This window comes from Streptococcus suis (assembly GCF_002960445.1).
In the GTDB taxonomy this organism is placed as follows: domain Bacteria; phylum Bacillota; class Bacilli; order Lactobacillales; family Streptococcaceae; genus Streptococcus; species Streptococcus hyiners.
Map to the genome: position 1 here is coordinate 321,855 of NZ_POJD01000142.1, position 15,326 is coordinate 337,180.

Sequence of the window (15,326 nt, forward strand, 5' to 3'; positions counted from 1 at the left end):
CAAGGGATAATGTTGATTTTCGAAGAGTATTAGTTCTTCACTGCGTCTGTAGCAATATCTTCACCGAACCATTTTTGTGAAATTTCTTGGAATTTTCCTTCTTTATACAGTTCAGTAAAGGCTTTATTGATGTTCTCAACTAGTGTCGTATCTGACTTACGAGCACCTACTCCGAAGGTTTCATTTTCAAAACCAGCATCAATAATGTTGTAGTCTGCAATAATTCCCTCTTGTTGCAAGTAATAGTTTGCATAAACACGGTCAATCAAAAGACCATCGATACGATCGTTTTTCAAGTCAATCAAGGCTTCATTAAATGTCGCATACTGACTTGCATCATTATTCTGAACGATGTCTTTCAAGATTGCTGGTTGAGATTCAAAGACTGAGTAACCAGAAGAACCTGCTTGCGCACCCAAAATCTTATCTTTCATATCCGAAACTTGACTGATATTCGAAGATTTTTTGGTCACAAGTACTTGTTGGTTATCCATATATGAATCCGTAAAGAGTACTTTCTCCTTGCGCTCATCAGTTACAGAATAACCGTTCCAAATCAAATCAATATTGCCATTGTTCAATTCAGTTTCTTTCAAATCCCAGTCAATAGGTTGCCATTCAATCGCAATACCATATTTGTCAAAGACTGCTGTTGCCAAATCAATATCAAAACCAGTATATGTACCATCAGCCTCTTCAAAGCCCATTGGGACAAAGGTCTTATCAAAACCAATAGTAATAGACTTCTCAGATTCATAAGTTGACCAATTGTCAGACTTAGTTGTTGACTGGCTAGAGCCACAAGCAACAAGAGCAAAACTGGTTACAAGAGCCGCAGCTCCAAGCATCATTTTTTTCATATTCATCATCATTTTATTCCTTTTCTTAATGTTTCGGTTCAATCTTGATGATTTCATCTGCGATATTTTCAGCAAATTGCATATCGTGGGTGACCACAATTTGCGTGATTCCAGTAGCCCTATTTTCAAGAATAAGTTTTTCAACTTCTTTTCTCAATTCAGGGTCTAAGGCCGAGGTTGGTTCATCATAGCCGATAATCTCAGGATCAATCATCATAGCACGCGCCAAAGCCACACGTTGCTTTTGTCCACCCGATAGTGAAAACGGATAGGCAGTAGCGTGGTTAGCCAGGCCAAGAGTATCCAAGAGTTTAAGGGCCTTGTCTTCCGCCTCTGAACGCGACATATTCTGCGTTTTCACAGGAGAGAGAACCAAGTTTTCCAAAACGGATAGGTGTGGGAAAAGCTGGAAGTCCTGGAAGACAAAGCCCAGCAGATGTCGTTTCCCCAATTCCTCAAGTGGCAGTTCTTGACCATTATAAATCAAGGTTCCTGAATCAATGGTTTCCAAACCTGCCAACATCCGTAAAAGAGTAGTCTTACCGCCACCAGATTGACCGACGATGGCAATAATTTTCCCCTCTGGAATGACCAAATCATAGTTGGAGAAAATCTGTTTATTATCAAATCGTTTGGATAGATTGCGTAGTTCTAACATGACTTCCTCCTATCTATAATAGTCAAATTTCTTTTCTACTTGTTTAGAAATAAGTGTAACAGCTCCAATCATCAACAGATAGATTGCTCCTGCAATAAACATAGGTGCCAAACTGGCATCACGGTTGGCCGCAGTTCGGCTGGCAAGCAAGAGATCGCTAACACCTAAGGCATATACCAAAGATGTATCCTTGACCAAGGTCATAACTTCGTTGAACACACTTGGCAAGACAATTTTCACCACCTGTGGCAAGACGATAAAACGAATGGTCTGAACGGGTGTAAATTTCAATACCTTTGCCGCCTCATACTGACCTTTTGGAATGGCTTCGATACCACCACGGAAAATTTCTGAAAAATAGGCCGCATAGTTAAAAGTAAAGGCTAGAATGACTGCTGGCATACGGTCAAAAGTGATACCAACACTTGGCAAGACATAATAAACAAATATCAATTGCAAAAGCAAGGGAGTTCCACGCATAATTAACACGTAAAAATGCAAAAGCCACTGCAAGGGTTTAAACTTAATCTGCATTAAAAAGGCAAAAACAGCTCCCAGGGGCAAGGATAGTATCAAAACTAGAAAAAATACTTGCAGGGAAACTACCGCACCATTTAATAGACTGGGCAGAACTTCCAAAACATAATCCATAAAGTTCTCCTAAAAGAATGATTAGGTTCTAGTATAGCAGAAAATATCTTGTATTACAAAGAAAAGTTTTCAATTTTCTAATAATTTACCTATAAATTGTATAAAATTGCAAAAAAAGGTCGATAAATTCGACCTTCCTTCTACTCAACAGTAACCGATTTTGCCAAGTTACGTGGCTTATCAACGTCCAAACCACGTTGTAAAGTTGCATAGTAGGCAATCAACTGAGTTGGAACAACCATTGCAATAGCTGACAAGAATGGATGAACTGTTGTAACAGTGATATCATCATCTTCTTTAGCTACTGCTTCATCTACGATTGTTAAGACATTGGCACCACGCGCCACTACTTCCTGAATATTGCCTCGAGTATGACTTGCGAGATGTGGATGATTTGAAATTAAGGCCAAAACTGGAACACCGTCTTCAATCAATGAAATGGTACCGTGTTTCAATTCACCTGCCGCAAAGCCTTCACATTGGATGTATGAAATTTCTTTCAATTTCAAGCTGGCTTCCATAGAAACGTAGTAGTCACTACCACGACCGATATAGAATGCGTTGCGAGTAGTTGATAAGAGTTTTTCAACTTTTTCAGCAATCACATCTTTTTCTGACAAGCTGGCCTCAATAGATTGAGCTACGATGGACAATTCATGTACCAAGTCAAATTCTCTCGCGTAGGCATTGCCATTGGCATCACCGACAGCCTTAGCCAAGATTGCCAATGTCGCAATCTGTGCAGTATAGGCTTTTGTTGAAGCTACCGCAATTTCTGGACCTGCATGGAGCAACATGGTGTAAGTCGCCTCACGTGATAGGGTAGAACCTGGAACGTTGGTCACAGTCAAGCTTGGGATGCCCATTTCATTTGCTTTCACCAATACCTGACGGCTATCAGCTGTTTCACCAGACTGGCTTATCATGACAAAAAGTGGCTTTTTGCTCAAGAGTGGCATGTTGTAGCCCCACTCAGAAGAGATACCCAATTCCACTGGTGTATCGGTCAACTTCTCCAAGAAATCTTTAGCGGCAAATCCTGCGTGGTAAGATGTTCCAGCAGCCAAGATATAGATACGGTCAGCTTCTTGTACCGCCTTGATAATATCCGCATCAACTGTCACTTGACCTTCTTCGTTTGTGTATGCGCTAATCAATTTACGCATAACAGTTGGTTGCTCGTCAATTTCCTTAAGCATATAGTAAGGATAAGTTCCCTTACCGATGTCTGACAAGTCCAATTCAGCTGTGTAGCTACCGCGCTCAATAGCATTACCATCATAGTCCATAACTTCTACGCTATCTTTCTTCACGATAACCAATTCTTTGTCATGGATTTCCATATATTCACTTGTTTCACGAATCATCGCCATGGCATCTGAGCAGACCATGTTGTAACCGTCGCCCAAACCAATCAAAAGTGGCGACTTGTTTTTGGCAACGTAAATAGTATCTGCATCATTAGCATCAATCAAGGCAAAAGCATAGGAACCTTGGATGATATGAAGAGCCTTTTTGAAAGCTTCCAAAGTAGACAGACCTTCCTCAGCGAATTGACCAATCAAGTGCACAGCAATTTCTGTGTCCGTCTGACCTTTCAAGTCATGACCTGCAAGATATTCCTCTTTGATTTCCGCATAGTTTTCAATCACACCGTTATGAACAAGGATATGTCCAGCAGTTTGAGAAGTATGTGGATGAGCGTTGTTCTCAGTTGGTTTACCATGAGTCGCCCAGCGAGTATGCCCAATTCCTGTTGTTCCTTCGGTCTTATCGCCAACTTTTGCTGATAATTCTGCAATGCGACCTACTGCTTTTACCAAGTGAGCCTGCTCCCCACCTGTTACGAAAATACCTGCTGAATCATAGCCACGGTATTCTAATTTTTCAAGTCCTTGAATTAAAATATCAGTTGCGTTTGTATTTCCAACAACCCCAACGATTCCACACATATCATTTCACCTACGATGTTTCTTAACATCTGCTTTCATTTTTTCATAAATTGGTCTAGTCAACTTTTTTAAGAAAAAGACCAGTGAAATCAGTATATAACAAGTCATATCTATTGTCAAGAAAAAAATTGGTCTAGTCAGATTTTGAAAATAAACCAGAAAATTGATTGAAAAAAGACCAGCCCTACTGGACCAGTCCTGTCTTAATAAAACCAAATTCTGAGAGGGGACTTAAACGGAAGGTCAGTCGCCCAATAATCTGTTTTTCAGCAATTAAACCAAAGCTACGGCTGTCCTGTCTATTTGTCCGAACGTCGTTCAGAACCAGATAATGCTTTTTTGGAATACTGATATGTTGGCCACCAGTCAAGGTTGTGAGATTGAAATCTTCTGTATAACTCTCTTGAGAAGACGGAGTATGCAAATAATTCTCTGCAACAATCACATCGTTTTTATATAAGACATCATCCATATATGTAACTGTTTCGTCTTCTATGGCTATAATTCGACTGACGTATTCTTTACCTTCATGCCTATAGAGAACGAAATCCCCATGTGTTAAGTCAGCCTTGCGAACAGTTACAATAAAGTCGCCTTCTTTGATATAGTCATTTGCCATCTGGGATGTGATGGTTACTGGTTCAAAAAACCATACTCTCAAACCAATCAATCCTAAAATCAACAGAATGACCAAACTTATCTGCTTTACTAAATCTCTCTTTACCATAATCTCTCCAATCAATACTATTATACCATAAATTCAGGCTATCCATTGATAAGATGATGGTATATTTCCTCTGCAATAACTTGATTTCCAAGAGGTGTCAAGTGCAAGCCATCGCTATAATATTCCAAATGGCCCTTGGTTAAGGGATAGAGGTTGATAACTGGCACATCCAATTCCTGACCAATGGCTGTAATAATGGTTTGCAATTCGTCTTCTATAATTTGATTATTGAGCCCGAAGCGACTGGTTGGCACGAAAGGTGGAATGACCAAGTAAAGATCTGGTTGGCTAGGTAAACTCAAGTACCGCTCTGCCATTTCCTTGTATTCGCTAATAAATCTCTCCTTATTCCAGTATGGACCACGGCTGTCATTACTGCCGATCATGATAATGACAATGTCCGCCTCGCTCTCAAGAGACAACTGGGCATTTTTCTCTTTAAAATAGGGATAATCCGACGTCGACTGAAGCGAACGGCCGCTCAAACCGAAATTGGACACCTGATAAAGATGCCCCAGCTTCTCTGCTAAAATACAGGGATAGGCATCTTTTTCACGGTTCTCCAGTCCGTAACCGTAGGTCAGGCTATCGCCAACTGTTGCAACTTTTATGGCCCCACTTCCGACTGTCAGGACCTCTGGATACATAATATCTGACACGTGAACTCCTCTGTTTTTCTTATTTATCTATTGTACCATCTTGAAAAAAATAAATAAACCCATGAATTTGTGATATAATGAACATATGAAAAACGTGATGATTATAGGCGGAGGGATTGTCGGCTCAACAGCCGCCTTTTACCTCTCCCAAGATGAAACTGTCAACCTCACCCTCATTGACCATGGTGTCGGCACCGCTACCCGTGCTGCTGCTGGGATTATCTGCCCTTGGATGGCTCAAAAGAAAAATAAAGATTGGTATAAACTGACTTCCGAAGGCGCAGTCTTCTATCGCAAATTAGTCGCAGATTTAGAGGCTACTGGAGCCAAGGATATTCCTTTCAAGCAAACTGGAACAATCGGCTTGAAGAGCAAGCCAGAATTGCTAGAAAAAATCCAAAAGATTGCGGAAGACCGCCGAGTTGACACTCCAACCATTGGTCAAATTACAAGCTTGCAAGGCGAAGAAATCAGCGATTATCTCCCACCGCTCAAACCAGACTTTTACGGCATTCATTTAGAAGGAGGCGGCCGTATCGATGGTGGGCGTTTGATTGACATTTTGCAAGAAGAAGTTTTGAAAAATGGCGGAGCGCGTCTACAAGGACAAGCAAAACTGCTAGACGCTCACACTATCCAACTAGATGGACAAGAGCTGACAGCCGACCACATCATCCTGGCTACAGGTGCCTGGCTACCACATATCCTAGAACCTCTTGGTTATCAGGTGGACGTCCGACCACAAAAAGGACAATTGTTGGAATTAGACACCCAATACGACACTAATAACTGGCCAGTCTGTATGCCCTATGGGCAAATTGACATCTTGCCTTTTGAAAATGGTAAAATCATTGTTGGAGCTACACACGAGGATGATATGGGTTACGACCTGACACTTGACCCGGAAAAAGTCCAAGCTATGCAAGATAAGGCTGCTGAATTTATGCCAGACCTAGCCAACTATTCCGTTGCCAGAACACGGATCGGAACCCGTGCCTACACTTCAAACTATGCACCCTTTTATGGCAATATCGGAGACATGAAGAATGTTTGGGTTGCTAGCGGTCTAGGCTCCTCTGGTTTGACAAATGGTCCATTCATCGGCTGGCAAATCGCTCAAGAAATTTTAGGGAAGGAAACCAGTTTCGACCGTACAGCCTATTCACCTAATAACTATATACAAAAACTATAATATAGCTAAAAGGCCACTCATTCTGAGCAGCCTTTTTATTTACTGTTTCCTTTTTAAAAATGATGAAGCCAATAACCAGTAACTCATTAAGCCCGTCACTAAGAGAGCAAAAACAGCCAAATAAGGCAAGGAAACATGGCTACTCTCCATTTCATCTTTTGAGTCTATCATTACTTTTACTAGTTTTTCCTGTGTAGATGTATCTTGTTGTTGGGACAGTGTACTTCCAATTTTAGCAAGGCTAGCATCTTGTTGTCCATCTACTGTTTCATTTTTGAAAATCATCTCATCATGGCTTACGAAATGCCTGCTATAATTTATAAGTTCGAATCTAGTAGATTCTTGAGAGGCTGTTTCCAAATGATTTAAATGTTTTAACTGAAGAGAAGGAAATTCATTATCATTAACACTAGTTATCACATGAACTGTCTCCGCCATCCTATTCCTTGATTCACTTACATTTTCTATTTTTGTAACTTTCTCTTTGATAGTACTGCTAAAAATTGAAATGTATCCTACTTGAAAATCATGTCGAACTGAATCACCATGAATAGATAGATGACCTAAGGGCAAGTCATATTTAACTGAATCACCATGAATAGATAGATGACCTGAGGGCAATTCGTGTCGAACTGAATCACCATGTATAGATAGATGACCTGAGGGCAATTCGTGTCGAACTGAGTCACCATGAATAGATAGATAACCTAAAGGCAAATCATATCTAACTGAATCACCATGAATAGATAGATGACCTAAGGGCAAATCATATCTAACTGAATCACCATGTATAGATAGATGACCTGAGGGCAATTCGTGTCGAACTGAATCACCATGAATAGATAGATGACCTAAAGGCAAATCATATCTAACTGAATCACCATGAATAGATAGATGACCTAAGGGCAAATCATATCTAACTGAATCACCATGAATGGATAGATGACCTAAAGGCAAATCATGTCGAACTGAATCACCATGAATAGATAGATGACCTAAGGGTAAGTCATATTTAACTGAATCACCATGAATAGATAGATGACCTGAGGGCAAATCATGTCGAACTGAGTTTCCATGAACAATAAGATTCCCAAACGGTCTATCGTAAGCTAGAGCTTGCCCAACAGATTTCATGGGAAACCGTAAACTTTGCAGAGCGGATTGCAAGATTTCTGATAGTTCCTGCTTTTCCCTAACTTGATTGATTTGCTCCAGACCCTCAAGATATGTTTCTTCGATTAGGGCAATATAAGACCTTTCTTCCTTCTCCGAAAAACCCTCTTGATCACGAATAGCTTGGTGTAAGACTAATTTAGCTTCAGAAAGCTTCTGTCTGGCAGTCTGTTTTTCATCTTCCAATCCATTGAAATAAGTTTCCCAGTGCTTCCTACCAAGATTGATGGTATGAACGTAGTCCAAGTGTGAACCAAAAGAATTTCTGACAACATTATTATTCAGACGAGGATTTCCAGAAGTATCCTGAGTAATACCCATTCGTTTCAAGCCAATGGGACCATGCTGATCATCAGAATCCGTAATGTAAACCGCACGAATTTGCCCTTTATCATCATACTCTGCTCCCCATACCGTTACAATATGAGTAGTCGTCCCAAAGGTTCTATAGGACAGGCCAAGCAAGCTTTGATTTTCTAAGTTGGTTCGAACCAAATTCCCAAAATAGCGGTAATCTCCACTAAACATTCGGTCAGTCAGCTTTTTCTCGTGAAAGACCTCATGGAAAAAACCACCCCGTTTATCTGGCACTAAATCTGGATTTTCTAAATTGACCCCTCCATGATTTTTAGGGGAATAGCCATTGATAAATAAGTCCACCAAAGCATCAGACACAAAGCCATTCAAGCGGTGCCCATAGTAGGTCTTGAAAAGGTTAAAAATACGGCTATTTTGTTGGTCTTCAAAAGAATTTGGATAGCGTCGTACATCCGTCAAAGGATAATCTTGCTGATTTTCTGCTGAACTATATTTTTCCTCAATGAAACGCTGAACATAAGGACCATTCTGTTCCAACCACCAATGCAACATATTAGAAGAAACAGCAGCAAAACACAAGTTCAAATCTTCTAAGGAAGCATCCAAGCTCTTATTTGCATCATAATAACCCTTTCCGGCTTCATAAGGCATGGTATACTCAATGAATTCTCCCGTTACTTCTTTTTTAAAATCACCGCCTTGCCCCATGCTAGGAGGCGTTATACCTTGTGCCCAAATAATTTCTCTGTACTGACCATCTTCGCTAGTATAAAGACTGATAGGCTGTTCAACCACATCTTTCTGGACTGCTACTGGTAGATTAGAAGGGAGGCTACTATCTTCGTACTCAGGGATGGCCATCGTTTCCAAGTCTGCACGGATTTCGATACTTGTAGGATCTAAAAGCTGTTCAACATTCGGTTCAAGCAACTCATTTTCCTGCTCAGAAGGGGCTACTTCATTCTCACTAGCTTGAGCTAGGTTGTCACTTCCCACTAAAATATTCAGACCTGTAAGCGCGCCATCATTCTCTTGCTCTTCTTCTGCCTCCTCTATGATTTCAATCGCATGTGGAACCAAGCCTTCCTCCACCTGGACAGCTTCTCCTTCCAAAGCAGAAATCATTTCTGCCTTGGCAGATAGAACAAATTGATTGGTAAGAAAAAGAAAAGCTACTGGAACTAAACCAACTTCTAGTTTTCTCAACGAAAAACGAATGTGAATGCCCATATGTCCATCTCTTTCAACTTATTCACCTTATATTATATCAATACAATTTGAATTTTGCAAAATCATACCATATATTAAAAAAGCCTATCATTCAAGCTAAGGAGCTTGATAGAATAGGCTTTTTCTTTATACATTATTTTACAGTGCGGATACGCATAGTGTTTGTTGAACCAGCAACACCTACTGGAACACCTGCAACGATAACAATATCATCGCCTGCTTCAACCAAACCTTGCTCTTTAGCAACACGCTCAGCCAAGTCAAACATATCATCTGTAGAAGCTGGTTTCTCAGTCACAACTGGAATGACACCCCAGTTCAACATCATTGATTTTTGAACTTTTTCAGTGAAGGTTACAGCCAAGATGTCTGAATCTGGACGGTATTTAGAGATAGCACGTGCTGAATAACCAGTTTCAGTAACTGTTACAACCAACTTGATATTCATTGAGTGGCAAGCATCCTTAACTGCTGATGCAACAACCTCTGTCTTAGAAGCACGATTGAAGTTATCTGAATTCAAACGACCGTATTCGTTCAAAAGAGTTTGTGCATTCTTAGCGATTGCTGCCATTGTACGAACAGACTCAACTGGGTATTTACCGTTTGCAGACTCACCAGAAAGCATTGTAGCATCAGTACCGTCGATAACAGCGTTAAAGACGTCTGAAACTTCTGAACGAGTTGCACGTGGTTTTTCAGTCATTGTTTCCAACATGTTTGTCGCTGTGATCACTGCTTTACCAGCCGCATTCACTTTCGTGATGATCATTTTTTGATAAACTGGAACCATTTCAAATGGAACTTCGATACCCATGTCACCACGAGCAATCATGATACCATCTGAAGCTTCAATGATTTCATCAATGTTGTCGATACCTTGTTGGTTTTCGATTTTTGAGAAGAGTTGAACGTGCTCATTACCTGTTTCTTTAAGGATGTTACGCACTTCTTCTACGTCTTTTGCAGAACGAACGAATGAAATAGCGATAAAGTTCAAACCTTGCTCCAAACCGAAGCGGATGTCTGCGTTATCACGATCTGCAAGCGCTGGGAAAGGAATTTTAGTGTAAGGGATGTTTACACCTTTTTGTTTAGCAATAACGCCGTCGTTTTCAACAACTACTACAAATTCACGTTTTTCAGCATCTTTTTCAACAACAGTCAAGCCAAGCTTACCATCGTCAACAAGAACTTGTTTACCAACTTCAACATCATCAAAGACATCCAAGCCACCAGCAACGTTCAAAGCGATTACTTCGCGAGTTGACTTGATACCTTGCTTAGTTGCAACACGGATTTTCTCACCAGTTGTGTAAGCAAACTCTTTAGCTTCACCTTCAAACAATTCTGTACGGATTTCTGGACCTTTTGTATCCAACAAGAAACCAACTTTTTTACCAGCGATTTCTTCTGCACGACGTACAGTCGCCATACGATCACCTTGCTCTTGGTGGTCACCATGTGAGAAGTTGAAACGGAATACGTTAGCACCTTCAGTAATCAATTGGGCAATATTTTTTGCTGAAGCTTCAACATCTAGTTTTTCACCCCAGTAACCATCTTCACCGAATTTTTTACCGCCACGGATTTCTACCGCAGGACCAAGGGTTGCAACGATTTTTACACGTTTATTCATCTAACAAAAACTCCTTTTAAATATACTGGTCTTATGACCCTAGTTAACAAATGTATTCAGAAATTAGAACGAGATTTCTCTGTTCAAGGTAGCAAGACCCAAGTCAGCCTTGTGTGGGTTGTTGACAATGATCTTACCATCTTCTGTCAAGCTGAACAAGGCTCCTTCTTCAGCTGTACCAAGGATTGGGTTTTCAACCATTTGCTCATTTCGGATACCAACAGCAAGACCACCGCGACCTTCTTTGAGCAATTTAACAGCATGAGCACCCATGCGTGAAGCAAGGACACGGTCACGCGCAGTTGGTGAACCACCACGTTGGATGTGACCTAGTTCCGTTACACGAAGATCACTCACATCACCAGCAGCCTTCAATTCTTCAGCGAATTGGGTAACAGGCATAACACCCTCAGCCAAAACAACAATACTGTGTTTCTTACCAGTTTCATAGCCTTGCTTGATTTTAGCAACTACATCTTTGATATCAAAGTCTTCCTCTGGAACAACGATAACATCTGCACCAGCAGCGATACCAGACCAAAGAGCGATATCACCTGCATGACGACCCATTACTTCGATAACGAAAGTACGACGGTGACTAGATGATGTATCACGGATCTTATCAATAGCATCCATAGCAGTTGTAACAGCTGTATCAAAACCGATTGTGAAATCTGTACCAACGATATCGTTGTCAATTGTACCAGGTACACCGATTGCAGGGAAACCATGCTCTGTCAAACGCATAGCACCGTGGTAAGAACCATCACCACCGATAACAACAACACCTTCAATACCGTGTTTTTTCAACTGCTCAATCCCTTTAAGTTGGCCTTCCAACTTGGCAAATTCTGGGTAACGAGCAGAACCAAGGAAAGTACCACCACGAGAAATGATGTCACCAACTGAACGGATTGTCAATGGGTGAATATCACCAGCTACCATACCAGCGTAGCCTTCGTTGATACCATAGACCTCCATCCCTTCTGAAATTGCTTGGCGAACAACTGCACGGATGGCAGCATTCATACCAGGGGCATCGCCACCACTGGTCAAAACACCAATACGCTTCATTTCATTTGCTCCTTTTACTTTTCAATTTAACTGCCTTATTATAACACACTTAGGCAGAACTTGCTTGACTTTTTGCCATTTTTTAACGAAAAACCGTTTTCATGACAAATTCTCTCAACTCTTCCTCTAATTGAGGCGTTTTCATAACCTTATAGTGCTCCGCTTGAATAGTCTGATTGGAGTCTTGATAGTGGAGAATAACCGGAATACTTCCCTTATATTTTTCCAAAATCCGAGCAACTGCATGGTCATGCTCCCTGTTTTCCAACAAAATCCAAAATTTTTCCAGACTGACTGGCTCCATTTGTTCTAAAACCAGTTGCATTTGTCCATCTCGTTCCTGTACCCTTCCTGTCATGTAGGCAATTGTCCCTTCTCTCAGGTCTTGAGAAAATTGACGATAGCTTTCTGGAAAGAGCGTCACATCTAGCTTTCTCTTAGTATCGGTTACCTGGAGAAAGGCCATCTGTTCACCCGTTTTCTTAGTCCGAATCAAGCGGATGGATTGAATTTGCACCAGGATGGTCACCCGACTAGCTACCACCAAATCAGCTAGGTCTGTAAGAGCTCGCTTGGACTCACGGCAGATGTTGACCAAGGGATGTGGACTAATGCCAACTCCAAGTAAACTTTGTTCTAATCCAAATTTTTCAGCCTCACTAAAATCCTCTGCCTCTGTCCAGCTATAATTTTCCTCCGCAAAAAAGGTCCCAAATGCCTCAGCAAAGACAAAGAGATTGTCTAGGTTTTCTAGAATTTTCTTTCTATTGCTTTCAAACTCATCAAACAAACCAATTTGAATAAGAGGGACCAAGAGTTCTTTCTTCTTATAATTGTCAGGAAGCTTCAAGACAAAATCTTCCACTGACTTGTATGGACGTTGGTCCAGTATCCAGAGGGCAAAATCCTTAGGCAGACCCTTCAAGGTTTTCAAGCCCAGAAAAATCTGGTCCTTGTCAAACTTATCATAGTAGGGCACGGTATTGATAGATAACTTGGCAACTTTAAAGTCAAATTGCAAGGCATCCTCGATGTAAGCACTGCTTGAATGATTGAGCATAACGTCAAAAAAGACATCTGGATAATGGCTCTTAAAGTAGGCCATCTGAAAGGCTAGGGCCGAATAGGCATAGGCATGACTGCGGTTGAAACCGTAGCCTGCAAATTTGGCCATCATGGCAAAAATTTCTCTGGCTTTTCCTTCCTCATGCCCCCGCTCACGCGCACCTGCCAGAAACTCGTTTTCCATGGCCTGCATTTCTTGAGCATTTTTCTTGGACATGGCCCTACGAAGCAAGTCGGCTTTCCCCAATGTAAAACCCGCATAGACCTGAGCTATCTGCATAACCTGCTCCTGATAGAGCATGATGCCGTAGGTCCCTTCCAAAATCGGTGCAATGGATGGATCCAGCAGGTCAATTCTTTCCTGCCCATGTTTGCGTTTGACAAAATTATCCGAGTAATCACTGGCACCAGGTCGGTTCAAACTGGTAGTGGCTACCACATCCTCAAATCGCTCTGGGCGAACCCGTTGTAACAGGCTAATGGCACCCGGTTGTTCAAACTGGAAAATCCCCTTGGTCTTACCTGCCGCAAAAAGTTCCAAGGTTTTTCTATCTTCTAAATCAATCTGGGCAATGTCAATTTCTTTCTGGTAGCGTTCTCGAACCCCTTCTGCCATTTTTTGCACAAAGGTCAGATTTCGCAGACCAAGAAAGTCCATCTTGAGCAAGCCATTGGCCTCTACTGCATGGGCGTCATACTGGGTCACCAGCATATCATCCCCTATTTTCAAGGGAATGGTATTTGTCAATTCCTCGTCACTCATGACCACACCGGCTGCGTGAATGGAAGTCTGACGAGGTTGGCCCTCGATTTGCTGGGCAATGGCAAAGGCTTTTTGGTACTCGATTTTACTATTGATAATCTGTCTGAAGGCTGCGTTACGTTGATATGCTGATGAAAGATTATCCTTAAATGAGATTTTCTTGGTAATATTGGTCAACTCATACTCAGGAGTTCCAAAGCGTTTGAACACATCGCGGATAGCCTGCTTGGCACCAAAGGTTGAATAGGTCACAATCTGGGCAGCGTGGGTAGAACCGTAACGGTCCCGCACATAACGAATAAAGTCAGGGCGATGAATATCTGGAATATCAATATCAATATCCGGCATGCTATAGCGTTCATTATTTAAAAAACGTTCAAAGAGTAGCTGGTGTTTAACGGGGTCGATACCTGTAATATTCAAGGAATAGGCAACCAAGCTCCCCACCGCAGAACCACGTCCCATGCCCATATAGTAGCCTTGACTACGTCCAAATCGGAGCAGGTCCCAGACAATCAAAAAATAATCATCAAAGCCCATCTCATGAATAATGGACAGCTCTCTTTCCAGCCGTTCCTGATAGACAGCCCCCGTCAATCCTTTTTCTTCCAAGCCCTGATAGGCTTTCTCCTGCAATTCTTCCACCGCAGGTCGCTCACGGTTGAAACGAGGTAACTTCAAGTCTGTATTTAATTGGTAGGAAATACCTGCTAGCAAATCACGCAGATTGTCTACCGCCTGAGGAAAACGACTGGAAAATAGACTGGTTAAACTATCCGCAGATAAAAGAATTTGTTTCTTATCCAAATCCGCCACTTGATTGAGCGGAACATTGTCTCGAATGGCATGAAGAACCTGCAAGCTCTCCAACTGTTCCTCTTCAAAGAAGCGAACGGTATGTATAGGAAGAATTGGGCCATGAAAATCTTGAACAGGTGTATCCCTTGTTACTCCAACATAATAATCCAGCCCAATATCCAGCTGTTCAATCCCTGAAAAATAGGGAATGATGATAGCGATATCCACTAAATACTGGCGAATATCTTCAAAGTTATCCTGTCCAGTCATTTTTGCAGTCGATATTTTCAAGAGATTTCGATAGCCCTTGGTGGTCAAAGCAATCAACTGAGTTGTCAATTCTCGCTCTCGCCCCTCCAACTGCCAGTCCAATTCACAGCCGATGATTGGCTGTATTCCTGCCTTCTGACAAGTTTCCATAAAACTGTAAGCCGCATATAGACTATTCTTATCCATCATCCCCAAGGCTTGGTAGCCCAGCGACTTGGCTCTCTTTACATATTCTTCAATGGTCACCATGCTATCCATAAAGGTATAGACGGTTTTTGTATCTAGTTGTGCCAGCAT

The 15,326-nt window shown here is 41.5% G+C and carries 11 protein-coding genes; 1 reads left to right on the forward strand and 10 read right to left on the reverse strand.

The features are described 5' to 3' along the window. Positions 1-29: 29 nt before the first annotated feature. The 6 genes from C1G53_RS05465 to C1G53_RS05490 form a co-directional block, all read right to left on the reverse strand. On the reverse strand, positions 30-860 hold the full coding sequence (locus C1G53_RS05465; protein WP_192873107.1) for an amino acid ABC transporter substrate-binding protein: 831 nt from the start codon (positions 858-860) through the stop codon (positions 30-32). Between the two features lie 25 nt (positions 861-885). After that, entirely contained in the window at positions 886-1,518 is a 633-nt protein-coding gene (locus tag C1G53_RS05470; protein ID WP_029173294.1) for an amino acid ABC transporter ATP-binding protein, read from the reverse strand. A 9-nt stretch (positions 1,519-1,527) separates the two neighbouring features. Next, the gene (locus C1G53_RS05475; protein WP_029178317.1) at positions 1,528-2,169 is read right to left on the reverse strand and encodes an amino acid ABC transporter permease; all 642 of its coding nucleotides are present in this window, start codon (positions 2,167-2,169) and stop codon (positions 1,528-1,530) included. A gap of 140 nt (positions 2,170-2,309) precedes the next feature. Continuing rightward, positions 2,310-4,121 carry a glutamine--fructose-6-phosphate transaminase (isomerizing) gene (gene glmS, locus C1G53_RS05480; protein WP_105117971.1) on the reverse strand — a complete coding sequence of 604 codons (1,812 nt, stop codon included), beginning with the start codon at positions 4,119-4,121 and terminating at the stop codon, positions 2,310-2,312. Between the two features lie 184 nt (positions 4,122-4,305). After that, entirely contained in the window at positions 4,306-4,848 is a 543-nt protein-coding gene (gene lepB / locus C1G53_RS05485; RefSeq protein WP_105117972.1) for a signal peptidase I, read from the reverse strand. Between the two features lie 38 nt (positions 4,849-4,886). Continuing rightward, positions 4,887-5,507 carry a GDSL-type esterase/lipase family protein gene (locus C1G53_RS05490; RefSeq protein ID WP_105117973.1) on the reverse strand — a complete coding sequence of 207 codons (621 nt, stop codon included), beginning with the start codon at positions 5,505-5,507 and terminating at the stop codon, positions 4,887-4,889. A gap of 97 nt (positions 5,508-5,604) precedes the next feature. Here C1G53_RS05490 and C1G53_RS05495 point away from each other — a divergent pair, with 97 nt between their 5' ends. Next, on the forward strand, positions 5,605-6,699 hold the full coding sequence (locus tag C1G53_RS05495; RefSeq protein ID WP_238139108.1) for an NAD(P)/FAD-dependent oxidoreductase: 1,095 nt from the start codon (positions 5,605-5,607) through the stop codon (positions 6,697-6,699). Positions 6,700-6,738: 39 nt separating this feature from the next. On the opposite strand, the gene C1G53_RS05500 is transcribed toward C1G53_RS05495, so the two are convergent. The 4 genes from C1G53_RS05500 to C1G53_RS05515 all read right to left on the reverse strand — a co-directional run bounded on the left by C1G53_RS05500 (position 6,739) and on the right by C1G53_RS05515 (position 15,326). Further along, positions 6,739-9,420 carry an IdeS/Mac family cysteine endopeptidase gene (locus tag C1G53_RS05500; protein WP_105117975.1) on the reverse strand — a complete coding sequence of 894 codons (2,682 nt, stop codon included), beginning with the start codon at positions 9,418-9,420 and terminating at the stop codon, positions 6,739-6,741. Positions 9,421-9,553: 133 nt separating this feature from the next. Further along, positions 9,554-11,059: a pyruvate kinase gene (gene pyk, locus C1G53_RS05505; protein ID WP_105117976.1), complete on the reverse strand. Its 1,506-nt coding sequence runs from the start codon at positions 11,057-11,059 to the stop codon at positions 9,554-9,556. Between the two features lie 63 nt (positions 11,060-11,122). Then, the gene (gene pfkA, locus C1G53_RS05510) at positions 11,123-12,133 is read right to left on the reverse strand and encodes a 6-phosphofructokinase (RefSeq protein ID WP_105117977.1); all 1,011 of its coding nucleotides are present in this window, start codon (positions 12,131-12,133) and stop codon (positions 11,123-11,125) included. An 82-nt stretch (positions 12,134-12,215) separates the two neighbouring features. Next, positions 12,216-15,326 (reverse strand): DNA polymerase III subunit alpha, encoded by a 3,111-nt coding sequence (locus C1G53_RS05515; protein ID WP_105117978.1) that lies wholly within the window; start codon positions 15,324-15,326, stop codon positions 12,216-12,218.

Coding starts and splice junctions, on each gene's coding strand:
- C1G53_RS05465 (WP_192873107.1), bottom strand. CDS start 860: ATGAAAAAAATGATGCTTGGAGCTGCGGCTCTTGTAACCAGTTTTGCT.
- lepB (WP_105117972.1), bottom strand. CDS start 4,848: ATGGTAAAGAGAGATTTAGTAAAGCAGATAAGTTTGGTCATTCTGTTG.
- C1G53_RS05515 (WP_105117978.1), bottom strand. CDS start 15,326: ATGCTGGCACAACTAGATACAAAAACCGTCTATACCTTTATGGATAGC.
- pfkA (WP_105117977.1), bottom strand. CDS start 12,133: ATGAAGCGTATTGGTGTTTTGACCAGTGGTGGCGATGCCCCTGGTATG.
- pyk (WP_105117976.1), bottom strand. CDS start 11,059: ATGAATAAACGTGTAAAAATCGTTGCAACCCTTGGTCCTGCGGTAGAA.
- glmS (WP_105117971.1), bottom strand. CDS start 4,121: ATGTGTGGAATCGTTGGGGTTGTTGGAAATACAAACGCAACTGATATT.
- C1G53_RS05495 (WP_238139108.1), top strand. CDS start 5,605: ATGATTATAGGCGGAGGGATTGTCGGCTCAACAGCCGCCTTTTACCTC.
- C1G53_RS05500 (WP_105117975.1), bottom strand. CDS start 9,420: ATGGGCATTCACATTCGTTTTTCGTTGAGAAAACTAGAAGTTGGTTTA.
- C1G53_RS05470 (WP_029173294.1), bottom strand. CDS start 1,518: ATGTTAGAACTACGCAATCTATCCAAACGATTTGATAATAAACAGATT.
- C1G53_RS05475 (WP_029178317.1), bottom strand. CDS start 2,169: ATGGATTATGTTTTGGAAGTTCTGCCCAGTCTATTAAATGGTGCGGTA.